General features: G+C 67.5%; 24 protein-coding genes. 12 read left to right on the top strand and 12 right to left on the bottom strand.

Annotated features, from left to right (window positions below):
- The first annotated feature begins 73 nt into the window (after nt 1-73).
- Both AC3WTE_RS21935 and AC3WTE_RS21940 read left to right on the top strand, forming a co-directional pair.
- Nucleotides 74-886 carry a hypothetical protein gene (locus tag AC3WTE_RS21935; protein WP_492440872.1) on the top strand — a complete coding sequence of 271 codons (813 nt, stop codon included), beginning with the start codon at nt 74-76 and terminating at the stop codon, nt 884-886.
- A gap of 43 nt (nt 887-929) precedes the next feature.
- Complete coding sequence (locus AC3WTE_RS21940) at nt 930-2,027, top strand: Rv1157c family protein (protein ID WP_492440874.1); 1,098 nt, start codon at nt 930-932, stop codon at nt 2,025-2,027.
- 67 nt (nt 2,028-2,094) lie between these two features.
- Here the strand turns inward: AC3WTE_RS21940 and AC3WTE_RS21945 are convergent, their stop codons facing one another.
- The 4 genes from AC3WTE_RS21945 to AC3WTE_RS21960 form a co-directional block, all read right to left on the bottom strand.
- Complete coding sequence (locus AC3WTE_RS21945) at nt 2,095-2,835, bottom strand: SDR family NAD(P)-dependent oxidoreductase (protein ID WP_492440876.1); 741 nt, start codon at nt 2,833-2,835, stop codon at nt 2,095-2,097.
- A 62-nt stretch (nt 2,836-2,897) separates the two neighbouring features.
- Nucleotides 2,898-3,260, bottom strand: coding sequence for a nuclear transport factor 2 family protein (locus AC3WTE_RS21950; protein WP_492440878.1), 363 nt, complete (start codon nt 3,258-3,260; stop codon nt 2,898-2,900).
- Nucleotides 3,261-3,300: 40 nt separating this feature from the next.
- A complete protein-coding gene (locus AC3WTE_RS21955; RefSeq protein ID WP_492440964.1) occupies nt 3,301-3,729 on the bottom strand; it encodes a MarR family winged helix-turn-helix transcriptional regulator in 429 nt (142 codons plus the stop codon).
- 169 nt (nt 3,730-3,898) lie between these two features.
- A complete protein-coding gene (locus AC3WTE_RS21960) occupies nt 3,899-4,048 on the bottom strand; it encodes a DUF1059 domain-containing protein (RefSeq protein ID WP_459368634.1) in 150 nt (49 codons plus the stop codon).
- Nucleotides 4,049-4,081: 33 nt separating this feature from the next.
- Between AC3WTE_RS21960 and AC3WTE_RS21965 the strand changes: the two genes are divergently transcribed.
- Nucleotides 4,082-4,744, top strand: a complete 663-nt coding sequence (locus AC3WTE_RS21965; protein WP_492440880.1) for a nitroreductase family protein — start codon at nt 4,082-4,084, stop codon at nt 4,742-4,744.
- A 70-nt stretch (nt 4,745-4,814) separates the two neighbouring features.
- On the opposite strand, the gene AC3WTE_RS21970 is transcribed toward AC3WTE_RS21965, so the two are convergent.
- The 3 genes from AC3WTE_RS21970 to AC3WTE_RS21980 are packed head-to-tail and all read right to left on the bottom strand — an operon-like array spanning nt 4,815 to nt 7,135.
- A complete protein-coding gene (locus AC3WTE_RS21970; protein ID WP_492440882.1) occupies nt 4,815-5,393 on the bottom strand; it encodes an HhH-GPD-type base excision DNA repair protein in 579 nt (192 codons plus the stop codon).
- A 47-nt stretch (nt 5,394-5,440) separates the two neighbouring features.
- Nucleotides 5,441-6,325: a dihydrodipicolinate synthase family protein gene (locus AC3WTE_RS21975; RefSeq protein ID WP_492440884.1), complete on the bottom strand. Its 885-nt coding sequence runs from the start codon at nt 6,323-6,325 to the stop codon at nt 5,441-5,443.
- A gap of 24 nt (nt 6,326-6,349) precedes the next feature.
- On the bottom strand, nt 6,350-7,135 hold the full coding sequence (locus AC3WTE_RS21980) for an aldolase (RefSeq protein WP_492440886.1): 786 nt from the start codon (nt 7,133-7,135) through the stop codon (nt 6,350-6,352).
- 101 nt (nt 7,136-7,236) lie between these two features.
- Between AC3WTE_RS21980 and AC3WTE_RS21985 the strand changes: the two genes are divergently transcribed.
- From AC3WTE_RS21985 to AC3WTE_RS21995, 3 genes are read left to right on the top strand one after another with little or no spacing between them, the layout of a single operon-like run.
- On the top strand, nt 7,237-7,758 hold the full coding sequence (locus AC3WTE_RS21985) for a helix-turn-helix domain-containing protein (RefSeq protein ID WP_492440888.1): 522 nt from the start codon (nt 7,237-7,239) through the stop codon (nt 7,756-7,758).
- A 3-nt stretch (nt 7,759-7,761) separates the two neighbouring features.
- Entirely contained in the window at nt 7,762-8,982 is a 1,221-nt protein-coding gene (locus AC3WTE_RS21990) for an MFS transporter (RefSeq protein ID WP_492440889.1), read from the top strand.
- Between the two features lie 44 nt (nt 8,983-9,026).
- The gene (locus tag AC3WTE_RS21995; protein WP_492440891.1) at nt 9,027-10,310 is read left to right on the top strand and encodes an acyltransferase family protein; all 1,284 of its coding nucleotides are present in this window, start codon (nt 9,027-9,029) and stop codon (nt 10,308-10,310) included.
- On the opposite strand, the gene AC3WTE_RS22000 is transcribed toward AC3WTE_RS21995, so the two are convergent.
- Both AC3WTE_RS22000 and AC3WTE_RS22005 read right to left on the bottom strand, forming a co-directional pair.
- Entirely contained in the window at nt 10,307-10,495 is a 189-nt protein-coding gene (locus AC3WTE_RS22000) for a DUF5302 domain-containing protein (RefSeq protein WP_492440893.1), read from the bottom strand. The genes AC3WTE_RS21995 and AC3WTE_RS22000 overlap by 4 nt on opposite strands.
- An 18-nt stretch (nt 10,496-10,513) precedes the next feature.
- Entirely contained in the window at nt 10,514-10,957 is a 444-nt protein-coding gene (locus AC3WTE_RS22005) for a PPOX class F420-dependent oxidoreductase (RefSeq protein WP_492440895.1), read from the bottom strand.
- A gap of 54 nt (nt 10,958-11,011) precedes the next feature.
- Between AC3WTE_RS22005 and AC3WTE_RS22010 the strand changes: the two genes are divergently transcribed.
- The 3 genes from AC3WTE_RS22010 (at nt 11,012) to AC3WTE_RS22020 (ending at nt 13,697) form a co-directional block, all read left to right on the top strand.
- Nucleotides 11,012-11,533 (top strand): DUF1697 domain-containing protein, encoded by a 522-nt coding sequence (locus tag AC3WTE_RS22010; protein WP_492440897.1) that lies wholly within the window; start codon nt 11,012-11,014, stop codon nt 11,531-11,533.
- On the top strand, nt 11,530-12,363 hold the full coding sequence (locus AC3WTE_RS22015) for a class I SAM-dependent methyltransferase (protein WP_492440899.1): 834 nt from the start codon (nt 11,530-11,532) through the stop codon (nt 12,361-12,363). Before AC3WTE_RS22010 ends, AC3WTE_RS22015 begins: the two co-directional genes overlap by 4 nt.
- A 62-nt stretch (nt 12,364-12,425) precedes the next feature.
- Nucleotides 12,426-13,697, top strand: coding sequence for a uracil-xanthine permease family protein (locus AC3WTE_RS22020; protein WP_492440901.1), 1,272 nt, complete (start codon nt 12,426-12,428; stop codon nt 13,695-13,697).
- Here AC3WTE_RS22020 and AC3WTE_RS22025 read toward each other — a convergent pair.
- Together AC3WTE_RS22025 and AC3WTE_RS22030 are read right to left on the bottom strand one after the other, a co-directional pair.
- Nucleotides 13,670-16,843, bottom strand: coding sequence for a bifunctional cytochrome P450/NADPH--P450 reductase (locus AC3WTE_RS22025; RefSeq protein ID WP_492440902.1), 3,174 nt, complete (start codon nt 16,841-16,843; stop codon nt 13,670-13,672). The genes AC3WTE_RS22020 and AC3WTE_RS22025 overlap by 28 nt on opposite strands.
- Nucleotides 16,844-16,877: 34 nt before the next feature.
- Nucleotides 16,878-18,383, bottom strand: coding sequence for a flavin-containing monooxygenase (locus AC3WTE_RS22030; protein ID WP_492440904.1), 1,506 nt, complete (start codon nt 18,381-18,383; stop codon nt 16,878-16,880).
- Between the two features lie 130 nt (nt 18,384-18,513).
- Between AC3WTE_RS22030 and AC3WTE_RS22035 the strand changes: the two genes are divergently transcribed.
- Nucleotides 18,514-19,710 carry a PucR family transcriptional regulator gene (locus tag AC3WTE_RS22035; RefSeq protein ID WP_492440906.1) on the top strand — a complete coding sequence of 399 codons (1,197 nt, stop codon included), beginning with the start codon at nt 18,514-18,516 and terminating at the stop codon, nt 19,708-19,710.
- An 86-nt stretch (nt 19,711-19,796) separates the two neighbouring features.
- Here AC3WTE_RS22035 and AC3WTE_RS22040 read toward each other — a convergent pair whose 3' ends face one another.
- Nucleotides 19,797-20,687, bottom strand: coding sequence for a helix-turn-helix domain-containing protein (locus AC3WTE_RS22040; RefSeq protein WP_492440908.1), 891 nt, complete (start codon nt 20,685-20,687; stop codon nt 19,797-19,799).
- A gap of 127 nt (nt 20,688-20,814) precedes the next feature.
- Between AC3WTE_RS22040 and AC3WTE_RS22045 the strand changes: the two genes are divergently transcribed.
- Together AC3WTE_RS22045 and AC3WTE_RS22050 are read left to right on the top strand one after the other, a co-directional pair.
- A complete protein-coding gene (locus AC3WTE_RS22045) occupies nt 20,815-21,720 on the top strand; it encodes an MBL fold metallo-hydrolase (protein ID WP_492440909.1) in 906 nt (301 codons plus the stop codon).
- Nucleotides 21,721-21,748: 28 nt separating this feature from the next.
- On the top strand, nt 21,749-23,185 hold the full coding sequence (locus tag AC3WTE_RS22050) for a carboxylesterase/lipase family protein (RefSeq protein WP_492440911.1): 1,437 nt from the start codon (nt 21,749-21,751) through the stop codon (nt 23,183-23,185).
- Nucleotides 23,186-23,216: the final 31 nt, after the last annotated feature.

Here is a 23,216-nt window from a genome sequence, read left to right on the forward strand (position 1 = left end):
TCACTTGAGTAACACCAGTAACGGCATACCGTCGGTTCTGACGCGCCACCACTGGACCGGGAGGACCCCCAAAATGCGCAAACGCACCAAAGGAAAATTGTTGGCCACCAGCATGATTGCCGCCGCCGGCGCAGTCCCGGTGGCGATCGCACTGAGCGCTGTCGCGGCCGCCGACCCGGCTCCCGCGGCCCCGGCACCCGTCGTGCCCGGCACGCCGCTGGTGAACGAACTCGCCCAGGCTCCGGTCCAGGCCCTGTCGGGCGTTACCCAAGCCCTCGCCGCGGGCGCGCCGGCCGCGGCTCCGGCCACTCCGGCCGCTCCCGCCGCCACCGCGTCGGTGACCCTGCCGCAGAACCTGGTCCCCGGCGCCACCGCGCCGGCCGCCGCCGCACCCGCTGCACCCGCAGCTGCCGCAGCCGCCGCCCCGGCCCAAGGCATCATCCCCTCGGCCAATATCAACCTGCCGCAAATTCCGGGCTCGCCCGTGCCGCTGCCGAAGCAGATCGCCTTCCCGGGTGACCTGACCTCGCTGCTGCCTGCCGGTACGCCGCTGGCGAACCTGCTGCCCCAGCCGGCTGCTGCCGCCGCTCCTGCTGCGACCGCCGCCACCGCCGCGACCTCGCCGCTGGCCGCTGCCACCGCACCGCTCGCCGCCGCTACCGCACCGCTGGCTGCTGCTGCTCCTGCCGCCGCAGCTCCGCTGGCCGCTGCCACCGCACCGCTCGCCGCGCCGCTGGCGGCCGCTCCGGCAGCGTCGACTCCGCTGGCGACCGCGCCCGCCGCCGTTGCGGCGGCCGCGCCGGCAGCACAGGCCATCCCCGGTGTCGTGCCGGGACTCATGAGCCTGACCAGCTTGGCTCCGGTCATCACCTCCGGCTTGCCGTGATCCGCAGCGTAACCAGATAACCGATACGAAACCGGGGAGAGTCATGCAATCGAGGAAGCTGTTCGTCGCACTCGGCGCAGCCGCCGCACTCACGATCAGCGCGGCCACTGCCGCCCACGCTGATCCGGCGTCGCCACTGCCGTTGCCACTGCCCATCGATGGTCTGCAGGCTCCTGGCCTGCCGGCCATGCAGACTCTTGCCCCGGTGATCCAGCAGGCCGCCGCTGATCCGGCGGGCGCCGCGGAGCTGCTCATGGCAGCAGCCCGGGCGTTCGCCGGCAGCAAGGCCGCACCGTCGGATTCGAAGAATCTCGCCAACGCGGTGAACCAGTTCGCGGCCGACCCGGCTGCCAACCACGTGCCGGCTCCCGGGGCGGTACCGGGCGCCGAAGCTCACCTGCCCGCTGGCGTCGACCCCGCACACGCCGTCGGCCCGGTGGCTGAAGCCGCCCCCGCACCGGCCCCCGAAGCGGCCCCGGCCCCGGCTCCCGCGCCAGAGGCGGCCCCGGCCCCGGCTCCGGCACCCGCCGCAGCGCCTGCTCCGGCACCCGCTCCTGCTCCAGCACCCGCGCCGGCTCCTGCTCCTGCTCCTGCTCCCGAAGCTGCACCGGCCGCCGCGCCGATCACCCAGGCCGCGGCGACCGTCCCGGCTCCCGACGCCGCACCGGCTGCGGCGCCGGCGGCTGCACCGGCTGCGGCGGCTCCGGCTCCGGCCGGCGCCTTCGGACCGGGCACGCCCATCACGCAGGACTTCATGTACCCGTCGATCAGCAACGGCTGCCTCGCCGACGGCGGAAACGTCCTGGCGACGGCCATCTCGGTCGCCGGCCCGGCGAAAATTCCGACGCCGGGTCCCGGCCCTGGCCAAACCGCCTACGTGTTCACCGCGGTCGGCACGCCCGGCCCCGCCGCCGAGCAGAAGCTGCCGCTGAACGTCACCTGGGTCAACCTGACCACTGGCAAGTCGGGCAGCGCGACCCTCAAGCCGCAGGCCGACATCAACCCGCAGGGGCCGACGACGCTGACCGCAATCGTCGACACCGGCTCGGGCAGCATCATGTCGACCATCTTCGGTCAGGTGACCACGACCGAGAAGCAGTGCCAGTTCATGCCCACCATCGGCTCGTCGGTGGTTCCGTAACCCTCAGCCGACGTACCGAGAGGACGCCCGGGGTGCACCACACCCCGGGCGTCCTCTCTGTGTAGCGCTAGAGCTGGATCAGGCCGCCGTCGACGGCCAACTCCGCACCGGTCATGAAGCTGCTCTGGTCCGAGGCCAGGAACAGCACGGCGGCAGCGATTTCGTCAGGACGCCCCAGACGCTTCATCGGCACCTGAGCGGCCATACCGTCGAGCAGGTCCTGTTTCTGATCGGCGGGTGCCAGGCCGGAGAGCCCTGGCGTTTCGATCGGGCCCGGAACGATGGTGTTGACCCGGATTTTGCGGTCGGCCAGCTCGGCGGCCCAGGTCCGGCCCAGAGACCGGATGGCAGCCTTGGACGCGGCGTAGAGCCCGAAAGCCGGGACCCCTTCGGATGCAGCGGTGGACCCGGCGAGCACGATCGAGGCGCCCTCGTTCAGCAGCGGCAGCGTCTTCTGCACGGTGAACACCGTGCCGGCCACGTTGCGGTCGAAGTTGTCCCGGTAGTGCTGCGGTGTCACATCGGCGAGGGTGGCGAAGTCGCCGCCGCCGGCATTGGCGAACACGATGTCGAGCCCCGTGCCGTGCTCGGCGATTTCCGCGGCCAGGCCGTCGAGTTCTTCGGGCTTGCTGATGTCGCTCTGCACACCGTGAGCGCCGATGGCGGCGGCCGCCTCATCGAGTCGAGTGCGATCACGACCGGTGATGAAGACGTACGCACCCTCATCAGCGAGCCGCTTCGCGGTCGCCAGGCCGATGCCTGACGTCCCTCCGGTGACCAGTGCTGTCTTGCCGTCGAGCTGTCCCATGATCGGGCTCCTTGTCTGGATGGATGACGCTTTCGCTCGTATCAACTTAGGTGATGTATCACCTATTCCGCACTGTTGAGCACCGTCCACAACCGAACAATGCGGCCATCGGCTATCTCGGCGACGTCGAAACCCGACGCCACCGTGACCTCGCCCGCGGCGCGAACCTCCCACGCCAGGAACCCCAGGCCACGGGTCTGGCGAACCGGGCCGGCCTTCGCGAAGCGCAGACCGGTCAACTTTTCCTGCAGTTCAGCGGCTTTGGCGTTCAGCTGGTCGTGGCCGATGGCGACACCCTCGTCGTCGGTCCACTGCACATCCTCGGCGTAGGTCTCGGCAATGGCGGCCGCCCGGCGCTGCGGGTCGCGCTCGTCGAACACGGCCAGCAGGTTGGCTTCCATCAGGCGGGTGACGACTTCACTCATTGCGCAACTCCAGACGATTTAGGTGATAGATCACCTAATCCTAGCTTGGTGTCGGCGGCAGCGAGCTGTTGTGATCGAGGTTGACGTGGATGTGCTCCAACGCGGCGGTGAACGGTCCGAGCAGGTTGTCCGGCAATGGATCGAAGAACAGGCTCCGGACCAGGTCGACGTGCCCGGGCGCGGCCTCGGCTATCGCCCGCCGACCGCTCGCGGTCAGCACGACATTGGTGGTGCGGCCGTCCTGGGCACTCGGGCGGCGCTCGGTCAAGCCACGTTCTTCCATGCGCCGCAGTTGATGCGAGAGCCGGCTGCGTTCCCAGCCGATCTGCGCGGCGAGGTCGCTGACCCGCAGTCCGGCGTCGTTGTCGCCGGAGAGCGCCACCAAGACGTCGTAGTCGGCCAGGGACAGCCCGGAATCGGCCTGCAGCTGCCGGTTCATCTCGTAATTCATCCGCAGCTGCACCCGCATGTACGCCACCCAGGCCCGCTGCTGCTTCGGCGTGAGCCATCCCCGCTCGGGCGTCTCCCCCACGTTTCTCGGCGTCACGCCCGTCAGTATGACGGTCGGACTCGACACACCTACACAACAGCGAGCGTGGCTACCCCCCAACGGCAGCCACGCTCGCTTGCTTGTTGCTTCAGTAAGCCATGAACAGGATCATCTCGCGGTCGTATTCGCGGCCGGGATGCTGCTCGGCGAGGTGGGCTTGTGCCTTCTCGACCAGATCGTCCTCGTCCTTGCCGGAAATCGCCTCGCCGCAGGGGCAGTTCAAGTGTGTCTTAGCCATACACATCACCTTCGCATACGCATGATGGTCGGTATGGAGATTTACGACGTCATGCGCACGACCGGTGCCGTCCGCAAGTTCAGCGGCGAGCCGCTCCCCGACGAAGTGCTCGAGCGCATCCTCGACAACGCGCGATTCGCCCCGAGCGGCGGCAACCGGCAGGGCGCGCGGGTGATCGCGGTGCGTGACGTCGAAACACGCAAGAAGCTGGGTGAACTGTCCAAACCCGGCGCCAGGCAGTACGTCGCGCAGATCGCCGCCGGCGAGGGCCCCTGGAACCCGTTGCAGCCCTGCGGTGTCGACCCCGCGGTCGTCGAGGCCACGCCGGTACCGGACGGCATGGTCACCGGCACCTTGTTGGGCGCCGACGTCGTACTCGTGGTGTGCCTGGACCTCGGCGTGGCTGCGGCGTTCGATCAGCACCTGGACCGCATCGGCGTGATCAGCGGTGCCTCGATCTACCCGTTCGTCTGGGGCATTCTGCTGGCCGCCCGCAACGAGGGCTTCGGCGGCGTGCTGACCACCATGGTGGTCGCGCAGGAGCCCGCAGTGCGCGAACTACTCGGCATCCCCGACAACTACGCGGTGGCGTGCATGCTGCCGCTGGGCAAGCCGGTCAAGCAGGTGACCAAACTGACCCGGCGGCCGGTCTCGGAGTTCACCACGCGGGAGCGGTTCGACGGCCCGCCGTTGTGATCGCGTCGAGCGTGGGGTTTTACGAGGGATTCTCCCGAGAATTTCCTCGTCATCCCCCACTCTCGACAACTCAGGCCTTGGCTGCTTTCGCAGCTGCCTTCATCTGCTTCTTGTAGGCGCGGACCTGGTCCAGTGAGCCCTTGTCGACGACGTCGGCGACGGACATGTGGGTGCCCTGCTTGCCGTAGTCACCGGCCGCGGCGCGCCAGCCGTCGGGCGTGACGCCGTACTGCTTGCCGAGCAGTGCCAGGAAGATCTTGGCTTTCTGCTCACCGAATCCGGGCAGCGCCTTGAGGCGGCGCAGCACCTCTTTGCCGTCGGGGTCGCCGGTGGTCCACAGGGCCGCCGCATTGCCGTCGTACTCGTCGACGATCACCTGCGACAGGGCCTGCACCCGCTTGGCCATGGACCCTGGAAAGCGGTGCACCGCAGGCGTTTGCGCGAACAGCTCAGCGAACTTGTCGGGGTTGTAGTCGGCGATCTCGCGGGCGTCGAGGCCGCCCATCCGGTCCTCGAGCTTCTTCGGGCCGGCGAACGCCACCTCCATCGGAATCTGCTGATCGAGAAGCATCCCGACCAGCAGCGCGAACGGGTTGGACTCGAGCAGTGCATCGGCGGACGGCTCCTGGACCAGCTGCAGCTTCGACATCAGGCCAGTTTAGGACCCCGCTCCGCACCCACGGAGCCGCGAACGGATTACGCCGGTTCGGGGGCCAGCAGGCCTTTGAGTTCCGCGCGACCGTCCTCATCGAGCGGCAACAGTGGCGGCCGCGGGTCACCGGCATTGCGGCCCAGCAGATCCAGTCCGGCTTTCACGGTCGTCGGCAGCCCGCCGGCGACGATGAAGCGCAGCAGGGGCGCCAGCTCGTCGTAAACCTCCCGCGCGCGGGCCTGATCACCGGCGCGCACCGCGTCGTACAAATCGATGCACGGCTGTGGACGCAAGGTCGGTGCGGCTGTGCACCATCCGGACGCTCCGGCGAGCAGGGCGTCGAGCACCAAGGGGTTGCTGCCGTTGTAGAACGGCAAGGTCCCGCCGGAGAGCTCCTTGATGCGCAGCATCCGGGTGAGGTCGCCGGTGGATTCCTTGACCATGCGGACGTTGTCGATGTCGTTGAACATCCGCACCAGCAGTTCGGGGGCCATGTCGATGCCGCTGGTGGCCGGGTTGTTGTAGACCATGATCGGCAGGTCCACAGCGGTCGAGATGCTGGCGTAGTGCTGGACGATCTCCCGCTCATTCAACTTCCAGTAGGAGATCGGCAGCACCATCACCGCGTCGGCACCGGCCTGCTGCGCATACCGCGCGCGCCGAATCGTGTTGGTGGTGGTCAGATCCGACGCGCCGACGATCACCGGGACCCGGCGGTTGACGGTGCCAACCGTGGTGTCGACCACGGCGTCGAACTCGGCCTCGGTGAGGTACGCCGATTCGCCGGTGCTGCCCAACGGGGCGATGGCGTGCGCGCCGGTGCTGACGAGGTGCTCGACGACAGCGGCCAGGGTGTCGGTGTCGACGGTGCCACCGTCAGCGGTGAACGGGGTGATGGGGTAGGCGATGATGCCGTGGATCTCGGTCATGGTTCAGGTCCTTTCCAGGGTCGGTCAGTTGTCGAGCGCGTCGGGGTGGCGCACCAGGGCACGCCGCGCGTAGTAGGCAAAGTTGGCGACGCTGCGCTTGGGCGTCAGCGTCCAGTCGTGCGCCTCGCGGGCCAGCCGGTCCGGCAGCGGAGCGATGGTGCCGGCAGCCATGGCAGCCAGCTGCAGCTTGGCGCCGCGCTCGATGAGCATGGCCAGCGAGCAGGCTTCCTCGACGCTGGCGCCGGCCACCACCTGTCCGTGGTGGGCCAGCAGGATTGCCTTCTTGTCCCCCAGCGCAGCGGAGATGATCTCGCCTTCCTCGTTGCCGACCGGCACGCCGGGCCAGTCCTTCAGGAAGGCGCAGTCGTCGTACAACGGCGCGATGTCCATCTGCGAGACGATCAGCGGGACTTCGAGCATCGACAGTGCCGCGACGTGGAACGGATGCGTGTGCACGATGCAGTTCACGTCCGGCCGGGCGCGGTAGATCCAGGAGTGAAAACGGTTGGCGGGGTTGGCCATTCCGCCGCCATCGAGGACGCCCAGGTCTTCGTCGACGAGCAGCAGGTTGCCCGCGGTGATCTCGTCGAAGCCCAGCCCCAGCCGCTGTGTGTAGTAGGCGCCCGGCTCCTCGGCGCGGGCGGTGATCTGCCCGGCCAGGCCCGAGTCATGTCCGGCGTCGAACAGTGCCCGGCACGTCAGCGCCAGCTTCTCGCGGACGGTCAGGCCGGACTCCGCGATATGACGGTTCAACCCGTCCGCGGCACGCTGCATCAACGCGCTCTTGGAGTCATGCATGGTGTCGGTCATTCGGCACTCCCCTCGACTTCGGTGCGCGGCCGCACCTCGATGACACATTGCAGACCATAGGACACATTGTGTCATTCAGTCAATGAGATATCCTGGGTGGCGTGAGTGGCCTGTTACGTGCGGTGCGCCAGCAGCGCGGGATGACGCTGGAGGAGCTGGCAGCCGGCACCGGGCTGACCAAGAGCTACCTGTCGAAGGTCGAGCGCGGCCACAGCGTGCCGTCGATCGCCGCCGCGCTCAAGATCTCGCGAACGCTCGATGTCGATGTGGCGCAACTCTTTTCCGATGATCCCGAAGTCAGCACCTTCACCGTCGAGCGGGTGTCCGACCGCGGAGCCGTTCGCAATCACGCGATCGCCGCGGGCATGCTGGGCAAGGCCATGTCACCGTTCCTGGTGCGCCCCGGCCGTCAATTCGCCACCCATGCGCACCCGACGCATCCTGGCCAGGAGTTCGTGTTCGTCCACGCGGGAACCGTCGAACTCAACTACGACGGCCGCCTCGTGGAGCTGGCGGCAGGTGACTGCGCCTACTTCGACGCGGCCACGCAGCACAAGCTCCGGCAGGTCGGCGACGAGACCGCCGAGGTGGTCGTCGTGACGTCCCCCGCGCCGCGCCGCTGAGGAATGCCAGCGGGTCACGACGGTGTTGCCCTACCCGTGCTCCAAACTCGAACCGTGACCTCGCGCCTTGGGTTCCCGCTACTCGCCTACGCCTTCGCCGCCATCATGCTCGGCACCACGCTGCCGACGCCGATCTACGCGCTGTACGCCCACAACCTGCACTTCGCGGTCCTGACGACGACGGTCATCTTCTCGGCCTACGCCATCGGCGTGCTGGCCGCGCTGCTGCTGTTCGGCCGCTGGTCCGACGCCGTCGGCCGACGGCCGGTGCTGATCGCGGGGGCCGTCGCTGCCATCGCCAGTGCCGTCGTCTTCCTCTACGCCGACAGCGTGCCATTGCTGCTCCTGGGCCGGCTGCTGTCCGGCCTGTCGGCGGGCATCTTCACCGGTACCGCGACGGCCGCCGTCGTCGAGTCGGTGCCGGAGGACCGACGCGAACAGGCCGCAGCCGGCGCCACCATCGCCAACATCGGCGGGCTGGGCGCCGGACCGGTCGTGGCCGGCCTGCTGGTGCAGTACGCGCCGCACCCCATGCAGCTGCCATACCTCGTGCACATCGTGTTGGCGGTGCTGGCGATCGCGGCGGTATGGCTGGTCCCGGAGACCTCGAGCCGTGCCGGCCGGATCGGTTTCCAGCGGCTGTCGGTCCCCGCCGAGGTTCGGGCGACGTTCATCCTCGCGGCCACGGCCGCGTTCGCCGGGTTCGCCGTGATGGGCCTGTTCACGGCGGTGGCGCCGGCGTTCGTCAGCAACGTGATCGGCATCGACAATCACGCCGTCGGCGGCGCGGTCGCGGCGTCGATCTTCGTCGCCTCGGCGGCCGCTCAGCTGGCCGGACGACGCCTTCATCCTCCGCGGGCCGTCGCGCTGGGCTGCGCCATCCTCGTCGCAGGCATGGCAATTCTTGCTGTGGCTCTGCAACTTTCATCGCTGTCGGGTCTGTTGATCGCCGCCGTCGTGGCAGGCGTCGGGCAGGGCATCAGCTTCAGCCGCGGCTTGGCGGCCGTTGTCGAAGGCACTGCGACCGAGCGGCGCGCCGAAGTCAGTTCGACGTACTTCGTGGTGGCCTATGTGGCCATCTCACTACCGGTCGTCAGCCTCGGGTTCGCCGCCCAGCGCTGGGGCCTGCAGGCAGCCGGGGTCAGCTTCGCGGTCATCATCGCGGGCCTGGCGGCCGTCTGTCTGGCTGCCGTTCTGTGGCAGGAACGCCGCAGATCAGCGTAATTTGAGTAGCACTACCTAGGGGGTCGGCCCTTACGTTCAAAGGCATGACCACCCGCGTCTTTCCTTCTGCCGCCGAGATCGCGCAGCGCACGCCGGCCGACCGTGACCGCGCCATCGACGTCATCCGCATCGTCTCGCTGATCGGCGTCGTCGCCGGTCACACCATCATGGCCACCAGCCTGATCGAGCACGACGTGTTCCGGTGGGGCAATCTGCTCACCACCTCGGTGGTCTTCCAAGCCCTGACGTGGATCTTCCAGATCATGCCGCTGTTCTTCTTCGCCGGTGTCGCCGCTTCGGTCGGCTCGTACACCCGCGGGATGAGCTGGGGCGGTTGGCTGCTCAAGCGCTGCACCCGGCTGTACCGGCCGGTGTTCTACTACCTGGCGTTCTGGGCCGGGGTGCTGCTGATCCTGAAACCGCTGCTACCGATCCACGTCTACGAGCCCATCGCCGGCATCAGCATCCAATTGCTGTGGTTCCTGGGTGCCTACGTCATGGTGCTGGCCGCGGTGCCACTACTGCTTCGGATCACCACCGTCGGCCGGCTCGTCGCGTCGGTGGCCGGTACCTACGCCCTGGTCGCTCTCGTCGACGCCATCCGCATCAACGACCACTCCTGGTCGGCGCTGGGTTATGTGAACTTCGTGGTGTGGCTGATCCCCGGCATGTTCGGGGTGGCGTACCGCCGTTGCCTACTGACGGCCGCCAACGCGCTGCGCGTCGGCGTCGCCATGCTGGCCGTCAATGTCGCGATGGTCTGGGTGGGCCCCTACGAGCTGAGCCTGGTCGGCATCGAGACGCAGCACATCAAGAACATGACGCCACCGTCACTGCTGCTCGCCGGGCACGCAATCATGATGTGCGCGTTCGCCATTGCCGCTGCCCCGGCGATCAGCCGCTGGGCCGCCCGGCCGCAGGTATGGCGCCTCGCCGTGATCGGCAATACCGGCGCGATGACGCTGTACCTGTGGCACATGCCCGCGTTGCTCGGTATGCACCTGGCCTTCGATCTGGCGGGCCTGCCCCGCTACCCCGGCCAGCCGCACTTACTGGTGCTGAGCGTCTACCAGGTGGCGCTCATGGCGGCGCTGGTCGCCGGACTGTTCCTGCTGCTGCGACCGCTGGAGACCAACCCGCTGCCGCTGTGGGACGGCGGCCGGGTCTCAGAACCGGGTTGGCGCAGCGCAGCCGTCGGCACGCTGTTGGTGATCGCCGGCGCCGCGACGTTGGCGTCGGTCGGCTGGGGCCTGAAAGGCACCGGTTTGCAGTGTGTTTCGGTGCTGCTGGCCGCGCTGGTAGCGGCTCGGGCACTGGCCCGGGACTAGCCGCTCTTGCGGCGGAATTCCCGCCGACCGCCGCCGACCGCGCCGTGCGACTTGTTCTGCTTGGCGCCGCCGTCCCGATGCGCGGTGCCACCGGCAGAACCGGCCTTCTTACGCTCGAGCGCCTCGCGGAACTTGCGCTTGGTCTCGTCGGATGATGCTGAACCTTCGGCGGAGTTCTCGGGCATGCACGCAGACTAGCGCGTTCACAGCAGGCCGGGCGGCATCCCGTACAGATGGGTTATCGGCATGGTGAACAGGACCCGGCGGTCGGCGACCATCGCCCGCCGGTAGTCGTCCCAGTCCGGGTGCTCGCCGGAGATATTGCGGTACAAGGCAATCAAGCCTTCGACGGTGTCGTCGTCGGGCGACGCGGCCGGTGGGCTCAGCACCGCATCGCCCTCGGCGACCGCATACGCCCAGCCGTCGTCGGACCGGACGTAGATCGACGCCCGAGCATCGCGCCGCAAGTTTCGGGTCTTGGCCCGGGGTTCGGTGATCGAGACCCCGATGGTGACGGCGCGTGGGTCGAAGTAATAGGACACGTTCGACAACTGCGGGCGACCGTCGCGTTTGATGGTGGCCAGCACGCCCAGCGAATTATCGCTGATCAGCGCGAGCAGCTTGTCTTCGAAGACCTGACGGGTCATGGCACCCAGCGTACGGCGCAAGTGCCTACCATTGGGCGTCATGACGGAGTTGGTATGACGCGCTACGCGGTGTTCCTGCGCGGCGTCAACGTCGGCGGGGTGAATCTGAAGATGGCCGACGTGACCGCGGCCTTCCGCGAAGCCGGCTTCGAGGATGTGAAGACCCTGCTGGCCAGCGGCAACGTCGTGCTGACCAGCTCCGCCAAGGCAGCTACCGTGCGCACGAAAGCCGAAGCAGCGCTGCGGGAATCGTTCGGGTACGACGCCTGGGTGCTGGTGTACCCGGGCGACGAACTGCGGACCATCTCCGCGGATTTCCCGTTCGAGCGCGAAGTCGACGGCCATCATTCGTACGTGACATTCGTCAGCGATCCGGATGTGCTCGACGAATTGGCCGCCCTGACGCCCACCTCCGGTGAGACCATCCGGCGCGGTCACGGTGTTCTGTACTGGCAGGTGGCGCGCGGTAACACCCTCGACAGTGCGCTCAGCAAGACCATGGCCAAGAAACGCTATAAATCGTCCACCACCACCCGCAACCTGCGGACCGTCGAGAAAGTGCTGGCCGCCGTATGACCTCACCGCAGAAGATCGACGGCACCACGCTGACGGGCGTCTCCGAGACGGCGTTGATGACCCTGCAGGTCCGGGCCAGCGAGGCGCGCCGGCCCGACGGCATCATCGACGATCCGGTCGCGGTCGAGCTGGTGGACCGCATCGACTTCGATTTCGCCAAGTTCGGATATTCGAGGCGCCCGGACATGGCGATGCGCGCGTTGGCGTTCGACCGCGCTACCTGCGACTATCTGCGCGAGCATCCGAAGGCCACCGTGGTGGCGCTGGCCGAAGGTCTGCAGACCAGCTTCTACCGCATCTCCGCCGGCGACGTGGGTACCGAATTCCGTTGGCTGACAGTCGATCTTCCGCCGATGATCGAGGTTCGCAGCAAGCTGCTGCCCCCTTCGGACCGGGTTGCGGTGTGCGCACAATCGGCGCTCGACTACAGCTGGATGGATCGGGTCGACAGCTCCGAGGGCGTCTTCATCACGGCCGAGGGCCTACTGATGTACCTGCAGCCCGAGGAGTCGTTGGGGCTGATCGCCGAGTGCGCCAAGCGGTTTCCGGGCGGACGGATGATGTTCGATTCGCCGCCCGCGATGTTCGCCCGACTGGTGGGCCGCGGGATGCGGACCTCGTTGCGCTACCGGGTGCCTCCGATGCCATTCACCCTGTCGGCAAGCCAGGCGGCGCGATTGGTCGACACCATCCCGGGGATTCGGGCTGTCCACGACGTCGAGTCCCCCGCCACGCGCAGCCGGGTGCTCAACGCCGTCATGCGCGCGGCACAACGGACGTCGCTGCTCGACCCGGTGCGCCCCGCGATGACGCTGCTGGAGTTCGGCTAGTCGCCTCGCGCCGTATGCGCTGACAGACAGCGAATACGGGCCCCGTCCGGCAATATGACCGGATGATTCCCCTCGCCTGGACACCGGTCGGTCCGGACGCCCCTGTCGTCGCCCCCGATGAACGGCTGAGCTGGCCGCGCACCATCGGTATCGGCGCCCAGCACGTGGTGGCCATGTTCGGCGCCACCTTCCTGGTGCCGGTGCTGACCGGTTTCCCGCCCGCCACCACGCTGTTGTTTTCCGGTATCGGAACCATCGCTTTCCTGTTGATCACCGGAAACCGGCTGCCGAGTTATCTCGGGTCGAGCTTCTCGGTGATCGCGCCGGTGACAGCCGCGACCGCCGCACATGGCAGCGGCAGCGCGCTCGGTGGTCTGATCGCCGTGGGTCTGCTGCTGATCCTGGTCGGCGCGGTGGTGCATCTGGTCGGCACGCATTGGCTGGATCTCACGCTGCCGCCGGTGGTCACCGGCGCCATCGTCGCTCTCATCGGGTTCAACCTGGCTCCCGCGGCGAAGAACAATTTCGAGAAGGGACCGCTCGTCGGCCTGGTGACGCTGGTGCTGCTGATCGCGACGCTCGCATTCTTCCGGGGCATCATCGGCCGGCTCGCCATCTTTCTGGCGGTGGTCATCGGTTACCTGCTGGCGCTGGCCCTCGGTGAGGTCGATACGACGGCCATCGCGGCGGCCCCATGGATCGGGCTGCCCGAATTCCGCAGTCCGTCATTCAGTCTGGCGGTCCTGCCGATGTTTCTGCCGGCGGTGATCGCGCTCATCGCCGAGAACATCGGGCATGTGAAATCCGTGGGCCAGATGACCGGCAAGGATCTGGATCCACTGATGGGACGGGCCCTCGCGGCGGACGGGGTGGCCACCGTGCTGGCCGGTGCCGGCGGCGGTTCGGCCACCACCACCTACGCCGAGAACATCGGAGTGATGGCCGCGACGCGCGTCTACTCCACCGCCGCATATTGGGTGGCCGCCGCGGTGGCTGTCCTATTGTCATTGTGCCCCAAGGTCGGAGCCGCGATCTCCGCCATCCCGCCGGGTGTGCTGGGCGGGGCGACGATCGTTCTGTACGGCCTGGTCGGCATCCTCGGCGTGCGGATCTGGCTGACCAACCGGGTGGACTTCTCGCAGCCGATCAACCAGATGACCGCCGCGATACCGCTCATCATCGGTATCGCCGATTTCACCTGGCGTGCCGGACCGTTGACGTTCACCGGTATCGCGCTCGGTTCCGTTGCCGCACTGGTGATCTACCACGGCATGCGCGGGCTCACGGCCCTGCGCGGCGGGACGCGCTACCCGGCCCAGACGTCCTCGACATAGCGGTCGGTGCTGACCAGGCCCGCCAGCCAGGCGCGGGCCGCGTCATCGTCGGCGCCGGTCCGGCTGCGGTAGATGTCCTGGAACGCGGCGCGCACGGCAGGCGCCATCCGGGCGCCGTCGCCGCACACATAGACGTGGGTGTCGTTGTCGGGGTTGCCGAGCATGTCCCAGACTTCATCGGCGTCCGCAGCGATGCGGTCCTGCACGTACTTGACCTCATCACCGGCTCGGGAGAACGCCGGCCGCATCCGGACGATGCCGAGGCGCTCGGCGTCCTCGGCCTCGTTGCGGAACAGGTAGTCCACGTCAAGGTGTCGTACGCCGAAGAAACACAGCGCTGCGGTGAACGGCTCCCCCGCCTCCAGCGCGCCGAGGCGATCTCCGATGAAGCCGCGGAACGGGGCGACGCCGGTGCCGGCACTGACCAGGATGACGTTGCGGGCCGGGTCCGCACCCGCGCGAAAAGCCTGCCGGGCCGGGTCGACACGCATCCGAATCTGCTGCCCTGGCACAGCATCCGCGAGGTAGCTGGATGAGACGCCGCGGAACACGCCGGTTCCGGAGCGGGCCGGCCCTTCGAGCACGCCCACCACCAGCTCGACTTCACGGGCCCGCCGGCGCGACGACGTCGCGATCGAGTAATGGCGTGGTGACATCGGTTCGAAGAGTTCCAGCAGCTCCGCACGGCTGAGCTGGGTGGCCGGGAACTCCACGAGGCATTCGGTGATGCTGAGCGCGCGGATCTCGGGATCGTCGGCCAATGCGGTCAGCGCGGCGCGTTCCGGTGGACACGGGTTCGCCGCCGCGAGCCGCAAGAGTTGGCTCCGGGTCGCCGGTCTACGGAGTTCGAGAAAGTGCGTAAGCAGTTCGCGCACAGTGACTTCCCGGTCGATCGGGATGGCCCGTCGCGTGCTGCGCCGTGGATTGATCGAGATCCGACGATCGAGGCGCAGGTCCAGTAGCTCGGCGACCTCGTCGACGAGTGCGGGACTGTTGTCCGGCAGCACAGTGAGGTGATCGCCCGTCTGATAGTCGACGCCGTCCGGCAGCGCGATGCGAATCAACCGCTTGTCCTGCCCGAACTCGGAGCCGGTGTCCACCAACGGAATGTTGTCCAGCACCGTGGCCGGCTGCACCTGGTAACGGGCGTCGATCGCCGCGGTGACCGGCCCGTCGATGGCGCGCAAGTCGTAGAGTGACTCTTCGGCCACCGGTTCATCCGCGGCAACCACACCGAAAGCACTGCCGAGCGCATTCCACAGTGCCACGGAGAAGTCCTCGACCACACCGGCGAAGTCACCCGACGTGTCGGCTTCCACCATTGGAAAGAGTTGCGTGGCACCGAGTTCCGCGAGCCGGGCATCGATACGTCGGGGTATGGCCATGTAGGTCTCGGCCCAGTTGCGGTCACCGACACCGAGCACCGCATACGGCACCGCCGGCACCCGATCCGCCGTTTCGTCCAGCCAGTCCATGAATGCGCGGGCGTCGTCGGTCGGCATCCCGTTGTACGACGCGGCGACGATCACCACCGCCCCCTGGTCCGGCACCGCGCCCGCCGCGGAATCCAAAGCGGCAACGGTCGTTTCGTAACCGAGGTCGACGGCTTCGTCACCGAGCTGCTGGGCCAGCGACCGGCAATTGCCGAGGTTCGACCCATGCAGCACAAGCAGTTTCGTCCCGGACGGCACCGCCACTCGGGATTGGGTCACCGGCGCCACCGTGACGGCGGCGGGAGCCTGCCGCCGTTCCTCCGGGGTTCGGCGAATGAGCCGCAGATGGAAGCCCTCCGGCTTGCGCAGCAGGTCGCTGTGCGTGCGGAGGGTGTAGTGCTCGACGTCCACGAACCGGTAGCGGTGTACCAGAGTCGCGATCGCCATGGTCGCTTCGTGCAGCGCGAATTGGCGTCCGATGCACGACCGTGCGCCGGTGCCGAACGGCTTGAACAGGTTGACCGGACGCTGCCCGGACCGCTCGGTGTCGAACCGATCGGGGTCGAAGATGTCGACGTTGTCGCCCCACTCCGGTTGCCGGTGTAATGACGATGTCAGCACCGTCACCGCTGCACCGCGCTCGACGGGATACTGGCCGCCGATGACGGTATCTGCCAACGCCATTCGGTCGAACTCGCGTACCGGCGGGGACAGCCGCAACGTCTCGTCGATGATCCGGCGGATGTAGGTGAGCTTGCCGATCTCATCGAATGCCGGCACGTGGTCGTCGCCGGGGCCGAACACCGCGTCGGCCTCCGCCTGCGCGCGGTGGAGCACCGCCGGGTTCTTGACGATGCTGTACAGCGCCGTCGGCATCACCGTCGACGTGGTGTCCTGCCCCGCGACCATGAACGTGGCGATCTGGTTGCGGATGCTGACGTCGTCGAGGATCGGTTTCCCGTCGGGACCAGGCTGCAGCATCAGCACCAGGAGGTCGTCCAGGTCGGCCTCGCCTGCGCGGTGGCCGGCGATCAGCTCCGCGATGAAGGCGAAGAGCTTGGTGCGCTCGGCCTCGAAGACCGCCGGGTCGGCATTGGCTCCGAGCAGTATCTGGTTCAGCGCAGCCGCGAAACTGGCGGGGACGTCGGCAAGGCCGTCGTACTGAAAGGAGTCGAACCTGGCGCCGAACCCGGCCAGGCCCACGGTGTCCATGGCCAGCTTCGCCAGATCACCCGCCACGTCCACCGAGCGGGTACCGACGGCCGCGTCCCACTGCTCCACCAGCTGGCGGTTGATGTCGAGCATCGCGAGGTGATAGCTCCGCAGTCCACTGAAGCTGAAGCCGGGAATCAACAGATCGTGGGCCTGCTGCCAGCCGTCCTCACCGGTGTAGGCAGTGAACAACCCGTTACCGGCAAGCGCGCGAAACCGCGCCAGGCGGTCGGTGAGGGCTTTGACGAACCGGGTCTCATCGCACAGCTCATCGACCAGCGCCAGGGAGCAGGCGTACAACCGCCGACTGCCGCCGAAGTCGGCGTAGAACAGCGGGCCGTATTCCTCCGTCAGCAAATCCAGCGGCAACGAATACGGCCGCCCGGGCACCGGCCCGGGCGGCAATTCGACACCGACAGCTGAAGGGACACCGGGGATCTCGGGCGGCACGGCCGGCGACTTTATACATTCCGTCGCTTCGCTCGCCTTAGATGTCTCCATTCACGCCAGCGTAAACGGCCGCCCTGAGTGCCGATCAGGAAATCGGCACGAACTCCCGAGCTTCGGTGCGCGCGGCGGCCGTGAACCGCAGGTTCGGATCCGTCACCGCACCGTGGCGCAGCATCTCGCGGTCGAAGTTGTAGTTCATCGACATCACCCACGGCCCGGAGGCACCTTGCCGCGGCAGCGTGTCAGCGACCCGCTGCACGTACCCGGCGGCAAAGTCCAGCAGCGGCTTGGTCTCCATGCCGGCGTCGCCGAACACCGGCCGCACGCTATCGAATCCATTGGCGTCCATGTGCTTCAGCAGTCGGCAGAAGTGCTCGCACAACAGCCCGACCTTGAGGGTCCACGAGGAGTTCGTGTAGCCGAAGGCGAAGGCGAAGTTCGGCACGCCCGACAGCATGATGCCCTTATATGCGACGGTGTCGGCGAAGTCGACGGCCTCGCCATCCACGGTCAGCGTCATGCCACCGAACAGCTGGACGTTCAAACCTGTTGCGGTGACGATGATGTCGGCATCCAGGTGCTGCCCCGACTCCAACTCGAGCCCGGTCTCGGTGAATGTCGCGATGCGGTCGGTGACCACCGACGCCTTGCCGCTGCCGATGGCCTTGAACAGGTCGGCGTCCGGAACCGTGCACAGACGCTGATCCCACGGCTTGTAGTTGGGGCTGAAATGCGTGTCGACGGGGTATCCCCCGGGCAGCTGCCGGGCGTTGGTCCAGCGGATCACGCGTCGGGCGGCGGCCGGGTACTTCTGGCACAGGGTGTACACCGCGCGCTGCCGGATGACGTTCTTCCGTCGGGCCAGGGCGTAACCGCGATCAGCGCCGAGCACCCGACCGGCCACGTTGGCGAAGGTGTCCTTGGCCGGCACCGGAAGGACGTACGTCGGTGAGCGCTGCAGCATGGTCACGTGCGCGGCGGTGTCTGCCATCGACGGCACCAGCGTGACCGCAGTTGCCCCGCTGCCGATGATGACGACCTTCTTGCCGGTGTAGTCGAGGTCCTCGGGCCAGTGCTGCGGGTGCACGACCTGGCCCGTGAAGCGGTCGCGGCCCGGGAACTGCGGCGTGAAACCCTCGTCGTAGCGGTAGTAGCCGCCGGCACAGAACAGCCAGTTGGCGGAGATCTGCATCAGTTCGCTGGTATCGGTCCGCTCGATGTCGACGACCCAGCGCGCGGTAGCGCTGTCCCACGCGGCGCCGAGCACCTTGTGGTGGAACCGGATGTTGCGGTCGATGTTGTTCTCGCTGACCGTCTCTCGCAGGTAGGCCAGAATCTTGCCGGCGGAGGCGATGGCGTCCTCGTCGCGCCACGGCTTGAACTCATAGCCGAACGTGTGCAGGTCGGAGTCCGAGCGAATGCCGGGGTACCGGAACAGGTCCCAGGTGCCACCGGTCGCGCCACGGGACTCCAAGATGGTGTACGTCCGTCCGGGATGTTCCTTCTGCAGGTAGTAGGCGGCACCGATGCCGGAGATTCCGGCGCCGACGATCAGCACGTCGACCTGGTTGGTGGTGGCGGTGTGCTCCATTGCAGACTCCCTGTTGGCGGTGGTGGGCGTGGAAACAATGGTCGGGCCGACAGCTCTTCAGCAGAAGGCCAAAACGTCCCAACTTTGATGATTTGCAGTGCACTATGCACCAGCGCGATAGCCTGGTCCCATGGACGCCACCCAACCATCAGTGCAGGTACGCGAGCTGATTCGGCAGTGCGCACAGGTGGTCGTCAACGCTCGTGCGGAATGGCTCGACGAACTCGACCGCGCCGTGCTGGGCGCCAATCCGGCCATCGCCTCCGACCCTGAGCTGGCCGCGGCCGTCAGCCGCAGCAACCGCTCGAATCTGCTGTTCTGGGGTGCGGCCAACGTGCGCGATCCCGGCGCACCCGTACCGCCCAACGCCGGCGCCGAGCCCATGAGCGTCGCCCGGGAAATGGTCCGGCGCGGCGTGGACTCGTACACCCTGGACGCCTACCGAGTCGGCGAAGGCGTGGCGTGGCGGCGCCTGATGGATATCGCCTTTGAGCTGACCGCCGACCCGGCCGAACTGCACGCGATGCTCGACGTGTGCTCGCGGTCCATCAGCGACTTCATCGAGGCCACCCTGGCCGCCATCGCCGCCCAGATCGAACTCGAGCGCGACGAACTCACCCGCGGCAGCCACGCCGAGCGGCGCGCAACGGTCGCACTGCTCCTCGAGGGCGCCCCGATCCCCCGGCAGCGCGCCGAAAGCCGCCTGGCCTACGGACTCGGCGGCGACCACACCGCCGCCGTCATCTGGACCGACAATCCAGATAGTGATCTATCGCAATTGGACCGGGCCGCTGAGGCTTTCGGGCGAGCGGCGGGCGGCCGACCACTGAGTGTGCTCGCCAGTACCGCCACGCGGTGGGTGTGGGCACCAGGTTCGGTCGATGTCGACTCATTGGCACCTGCCGCCGGACGCGAAGTCCGGATCGCGGTCGGGTCGACAGGCACCGGGGTGGACGGGTTTCGGCGCAGTCACTTCGATGCGATCACCACACAACAGATGATGGCGCGACTGCACTCACCGCAGCAGATCGCGGAGTACACGGACATCGAGATGGTCGCGCTGCTGACCGCGGATGCCGACCGCGCCGCAGTCTTCGTCAAGCGTGTGCTGGGCGATCTGGAGGCCGCGAGCCCGGAATTACGTTCTGCCGTCCGGATATTCGTACGTGAGCAGTGCAACGTCTCCCGCGCCGCCGGCAAACTCTTCACACATCGCAACACCCTGTTGCGCCGACTGGCCCGGGCCGACGAACTGCTGCCTCGGCCGCTGTCGGGGAACAGTGTCGAAGTCGGCGTCGCACTGGACGTGCTGCATTGGCGCGGTTGAGATTTCACGGCCAGAAATATCACTCGGCTTTATCTGCCCGTCGTCATGTTGGCACTTCAACAACGTCAAAGCGCCATTGCCGGGCCTCAGACGCGGAACCTCCCGGACAGCTCCCGGTCGACCATCGGTGTGCCCAGAGTTCGCAGCAGCGCCAGCGCCCGTTCCGATGGTGACTCCGCCGCGGTAGTGACCACGATCAGGCTCTGGCCAGGCGAGCGCGCGATCGCCAGCGTCTGTTGGGTGACAGTCAGGGAGCCCACCACCGGATGGTGCAGATCGTACGACGCGGCATCACAGGGGGTGATCCGATGATCGCGCCACATCGTCACGAATTCTGGGCTCTTCATCGTCAGCTCACCGATGAGGGCGGCCAGGTCACGGTCGTCCGGATACCGCCCCACGGCGATACGCAGATTGCCCACCACAGCCCTGGCCTTGCGTCGCCAGTCTGTGTAGAGCTCACGCTTGTGTCCATCCAGGAACACCATCCGGCTCATGTTGGGTCGGTTCACCGCATCGTCTACGGCAGTCCGGTCCACGTGTCCGGCCAGCAGCGCATGACCCAGGTGATTCCACGCCAAGACATCGGTACGCCGGCCGAGAACCAACGCCGGCGTGCCATCGAGGGCACGCATCAGATCACGCGTCTCGTCGCTCACCATTTCCGGCCGGGGACGCCGCGGCCGAGGTGCCCGCCGGGCTGTCCCGGCCAACCTTTCAAGATGTTCACGTTCGTGCGGATCTAGTTGCAGCGCAGCGGCAATCGCTTCCAGGACCTCGGGCGACGCGCCGCGGGAGATGCCCTGCTCAAGCCGCGTGTAGTAGGACACGCTGACTCCCGCCAGGTGCGCCACTTCGTCGCGTCGGAGACCCTGCACGCGCCGACGCGCACCGAAGTCCTGCACGCCGATGTCCCCAGGGCGGGTACGTGCGCGCCGTGCCTGCAGGAACTCTCCGAGGGGCCCAGGTCCGTGCATTTCTTCAGTATCCGCGCGCTGTCGGATCCCAGCCACACCCTGCCAGGGATAGGACCGACGAGGTGTGGCTGCCCCCCACGCCCGTCGACAGACTCGAGTGAGCCGCGCCGACGAGCAAGGGAGTCACATGGAACAGATCGAATTGGGGGATGTCACCGTCACCCGCGTCATGGAGTACTACGGCTCCGTGCAGATGGGTCCCGCCGAATTCTTCCCGGACAGCACCGACCACGAATGGGAAGCCAACAAGCACTGGCTGGCTCCTGATTTCTGGGATCCCGGCACCGATCAGTGCATCTCGGCCATCCAGACCTGGGTGCTGCGCAGCGAGGGCCGCACCATCCTGGTCGACACCGGTGTCGGCAACCACAAGGAGCGGCCGTATGTCCCGGTGTGGAACCACCTTGACACAGCGTTCCTCGACAATCTGGCCGTCGCAGGCGTTGCGCCCGAGGACGTCGACCTGGTGATCAACACCCACCTGCACATCGATCACGTGGGCTGGAACACCCGACTGGACGGTTCGACGTGGGTGCCCACCTTCCCGAACGCGACTTACCTGATGCCACAACGCGATTTCGACTTCTGGAACCCGGCCAATGCCCACAAAGCCGCCGCCAGCCGCGGGAGTCTGAATGTGTTCGAGGACAGCGTCACCCCGGTCCACCAAGCCGGGCTGGCGCAGCTGTGGGACGGCACCTACCAGATCGACAAGAATCTGCGGCTGGACCTCGCGCCCGGACACACCCCCGGCTCGTCGGTCCTGACGTTGGCATCCGGCGGAGACCGTGCTGTGTTCGTCGGCGATCTCATCCACACCCCGCTGCAGATCGTCACACCGCATACCAACAGCTGCTTCTGCGAAGACCCCGCGGAAGCGCGCAACACCCGGCACAAGCTGCTGGGCCGCGCCAGCGACGACAATGTGCTCCTCTTCCCGGCACACCTCGGCGGACACGGCGCTGTCGAAGTGGTCCGGGATGGCTCGAGTTTCGCCATCAAGGGCTGGGCCGACTTCGCCCGCATCAGCTGATCGACCCCCCATCCACTCAGGAGAACCTTTGTCTCAGCACAACACTCCCGTCGTCCGCACCCCTTACGGAGCGGTGGGCGGCGTCCGCGACCATAGCGGCGAGCGCTACTGCGCCATCCCCTATGCCGCCAGCCCGACAGGAGCGGCCCGCTTCGCTCCACCGGCACTGCACCCGGGTTGGGACGGCATCCGGGACGCGACCGGTCCTGGAGCGACGGCGCCACAGCCTGTCCGCGACTTCGGCGCACTCGATATGCGGCCGTACTTCGGCCCCGGGTGGGTGCGCGGCGCGGACTATCTGACGCTCAACGTGCACACTCCCGCCGCCGACAACGCGGCGCGACCGGTGATGGTCTTCGTCCACGGCGGCGGATTCGTCACCGGGTCGTCGCAGGCCGCGCTGTACGACGGCCGGGCATTCGCCCGTGACGGCGTCGTGCTCGTCACCCTCAACTACCGCTTGGGGGTCTCTGGATTTCTCGACGTCCCCGGAGCGCCGCGCAATCGTGGGCTACTCGATGTGCTGGCCGCGCTGACGTGGGTCCGCGACACGATCAGTGTATTTGGTGGTAACCCGGCAAATGTCACCGTCTTCGGCCAGTCCGCCGGAGCCACCTTGGTAGGAGCCCTGCTCGCCACACCGGAAGCCGCCGGATTGTTCCGCCAAGCTGTCATGCAAAGCGGTAGCGGCACAGGTGCATTCACGCCGGAGCAGGCTGCCCGAGTCACCCGTGCGGCGGCCGCCGAATTGGATGTTGAACCCACCGTGGACGGGCTCGCGGGCATTCCCGACGAACAATTCGTCGCCGTCCTTCCCAGACTGGCAGGCCTTGACCTGCGAACCGCCACCGCTACCGACCCGCTGGTGGGCCTGAGCCCGCTCAGCCTCGTCCTGGACCGGCAGCCCACCGACGCACTGGCCCTCGGCCCGGCGGCCGACGTCGCTCTGCTCATCGGCACCAACACCGAGGAGGGCAACCTCTATCTCGTGCCTCAGGGCTCCTTCGATACGTCGCAGCACGGCGATGTCGTGGCCGTTGCGGTCCAGACACACTCGGACCCCCAGGCCACGGTTGACGGACTGGCCGCCCGGCTGCCCCACGCCACGCACGGAGAGTTGCGTTCGGCCCTGCTCGGCGAGGCCCTCTTCGGTTCTGGCACCGCCCGGATGGCGCGGGCGCACTCGCTGGTCTCGGCACGCGGTACCTACGTCTACCGATTCGGCTTCCGCTCGAGCGCACTCGACGGCAAGCTCGGCGCAGCGCACACCGTCGAGCTTCCCTTCGTCTTCGACACCGCCGACTCACCGTGGCTGCACGGGAAGACGGGCCTGCTGGGGCCCGATCCAGTTCCCGAGGACTTGGCCCGGCGGATGCACCGCTCGTGGGTGTCGTTCGCCCGCAACGGTTCTCCTGGATGGGACGGCTATCGCGGCGACGACGCTGCAGTGCAGCACTTCGAGTAGCGGAAGCCCACTGGAGCGTCACCGCCGCGAA

The organism is Mycobacterium sp. FW102-FHT13B02 (assembly GCF_058790275.1).

Excerpts from the sequence above, each read along its gene's own strand:
- AC3WTE_RS21970 (WP_492440882.1), bottom strand. The coding sequence starts at position 5,393 with ATGTCGAAGCTGCAGCTGGTCCAGGAGCCGTCCGCCGATGCACTGCTC.
- AC3WTE_RS22030 (WP_492440904.1), bottom strand. The coding sequence starts at position 18,383 with ATGGAGCACACCGCCACCACCAACCAGGTCGACGTGCTGATCGTCGGC.
- AC3WTE_RS22025 (WP_492440902.1), bottom strand. The coding sequence starts at position 16,843 with ATGGAGACATCTAAGGCGAGCGAAGCGACGGAATGTATAAAGTCGCCG.
- AC3WTE_RS21975 (WP_492440884.1), bottom strand. The coding sequence starts at position 6,325 with ATGACCGAGATCCACGGCATCATCGCCTACCCCATCACCCCGTTCACC.
- AC3WTE_RS21995 (WP_492440891.1), top strand. The coding sequence starts at position 9,027 with ATGACCACCCGCGTCTTTCCTTCTGCCGCCGAGATCGCGCAGCGCACG.
- AC3WTE_RS21945 (WP_492440876.1), bottom strand. The coding sequence starts at position 2,835 with ATGGGACAGCTCGACGGCAAGACAGCACTGGTCACCGGAGGGACGTCA.
- AC3WTE_RS22005 (WP_492440895.1), bottom strand. The coding sequence starts at position 10,957 with ATGACCCGTCAGGTCTTCGAAGACAAGCTGCTCGCGCTGATCAGCGAT.
- AC3WTE_RS21935 (WP_492440872.1), top strand. The coding sequence starts at position 74 with ATGCGCAAACGCACCAAAGGAAAATTGTTGGCCACCAGCATGATTGCC.
- AC3WTE_RS21980 (WP_492440886.1), bottom strand. The coding sequence starts at position 7,135 with ATGACCGACACCATGCATGACTCCAAGAGCGCGTTGATGCAGCGTGCC.
- AC3WTE_RS22020 (WP_492440901.1), top strand. The coding sequence starts at position 12,426 with ATGATTCCCCTCGCCTGGACACCGGTCGGTCCGGACGCCCCTGTCGTC.
- AC3WTE_RS21990 (WP_492440889.1), top strand. The coding sequence starts at position 7,762 with ATGCCAGCGGGTCACGACGGTGTTGCCCTACCCGTGCTCCAAACTCGA.
- AC3WTE_RS22040 (WP_492440908.1), bottom strand. The coding sequence starts at position 20,687 with ATGCACGGACCTGGGCCCCTCGGAGAGTTCCTGCAGGCACGGCGCGCA.
- AC3WTE_RS21960 (WP_459368634.1), bottom strand. The coding sequence starts at position 4,048 with ATGGCTAAGACACACTTGAACTGCCCCTGCGGCGAGGCGATTTCCGGC.
- AC3WTE_RS22000 (WP_492440893.1), bottom strand. The coding sequence starts at position 10,495 with ATGCCCGAGAACTCCGCCGAAGGTTCAGCATCATCCGACGAGACCAAG.
- AC3WTE_RS22035 (WP_492440906.1), top strand. The coding sequence starts at position 18,514 with ATGGACGCCACCCAACCATCAGTGCAGGTACGCGAGCTGATTCGGCAG.
- AC3WTE_RS22010 (WP_492440897.1), top strand. The coding sequence starts at position 11,012 with ATGACGCGCTACGCGGTGTTCCTGCGCGGCGTCAACGTCGGCGGGGTG.
- AC3WTE_RS22015 (WP_492440899.1), top strand. The coding sequence starts at position 11,530 with ATGACCTCACCGCAGAAGATCGACGGCACCACGCTGACGGGCGTCTCC.
- AC3WTE_RS21950 (WP_492440878.1), bottom strand. The coding sequence starts at position 3,260 with ATGAGTGAAGTCGTCACCCGCCTGATGGAAGCCAACCTGCTGGCCGTG.
- AC3WTE_RS22045 (WP_492440909.1), top strand. The coding sequence starts at position 20,815 with ATGGAACAGATCGAATTGGGGGATGTCACCGTCACCCGCGTCATGGAG.
- AC3WTE_RS21955 (WP_492440964.1), bottom strand. The coding sequence starts at position 3,729 with ATGCGGGTGCAGCTGCGGATGAATTACGAGATGAACCGGCAGCTGCAG.
- AC3WTE_RS21965 (WP_492440880.1), top strand. The coding sequence starts at position 4,082 with ATGGAGATTTACGACGTCATGCGCACGACCGGTGCCGTCCGCAAGTTC.
- AC3WTE_RS21940 (WP_492440874.1), top strand. The coding sequence starts at position 930 with ATGCAATCGAGGAAGCTGTTCGTCGCACTCGGCGCAGCCGCCGCACTC.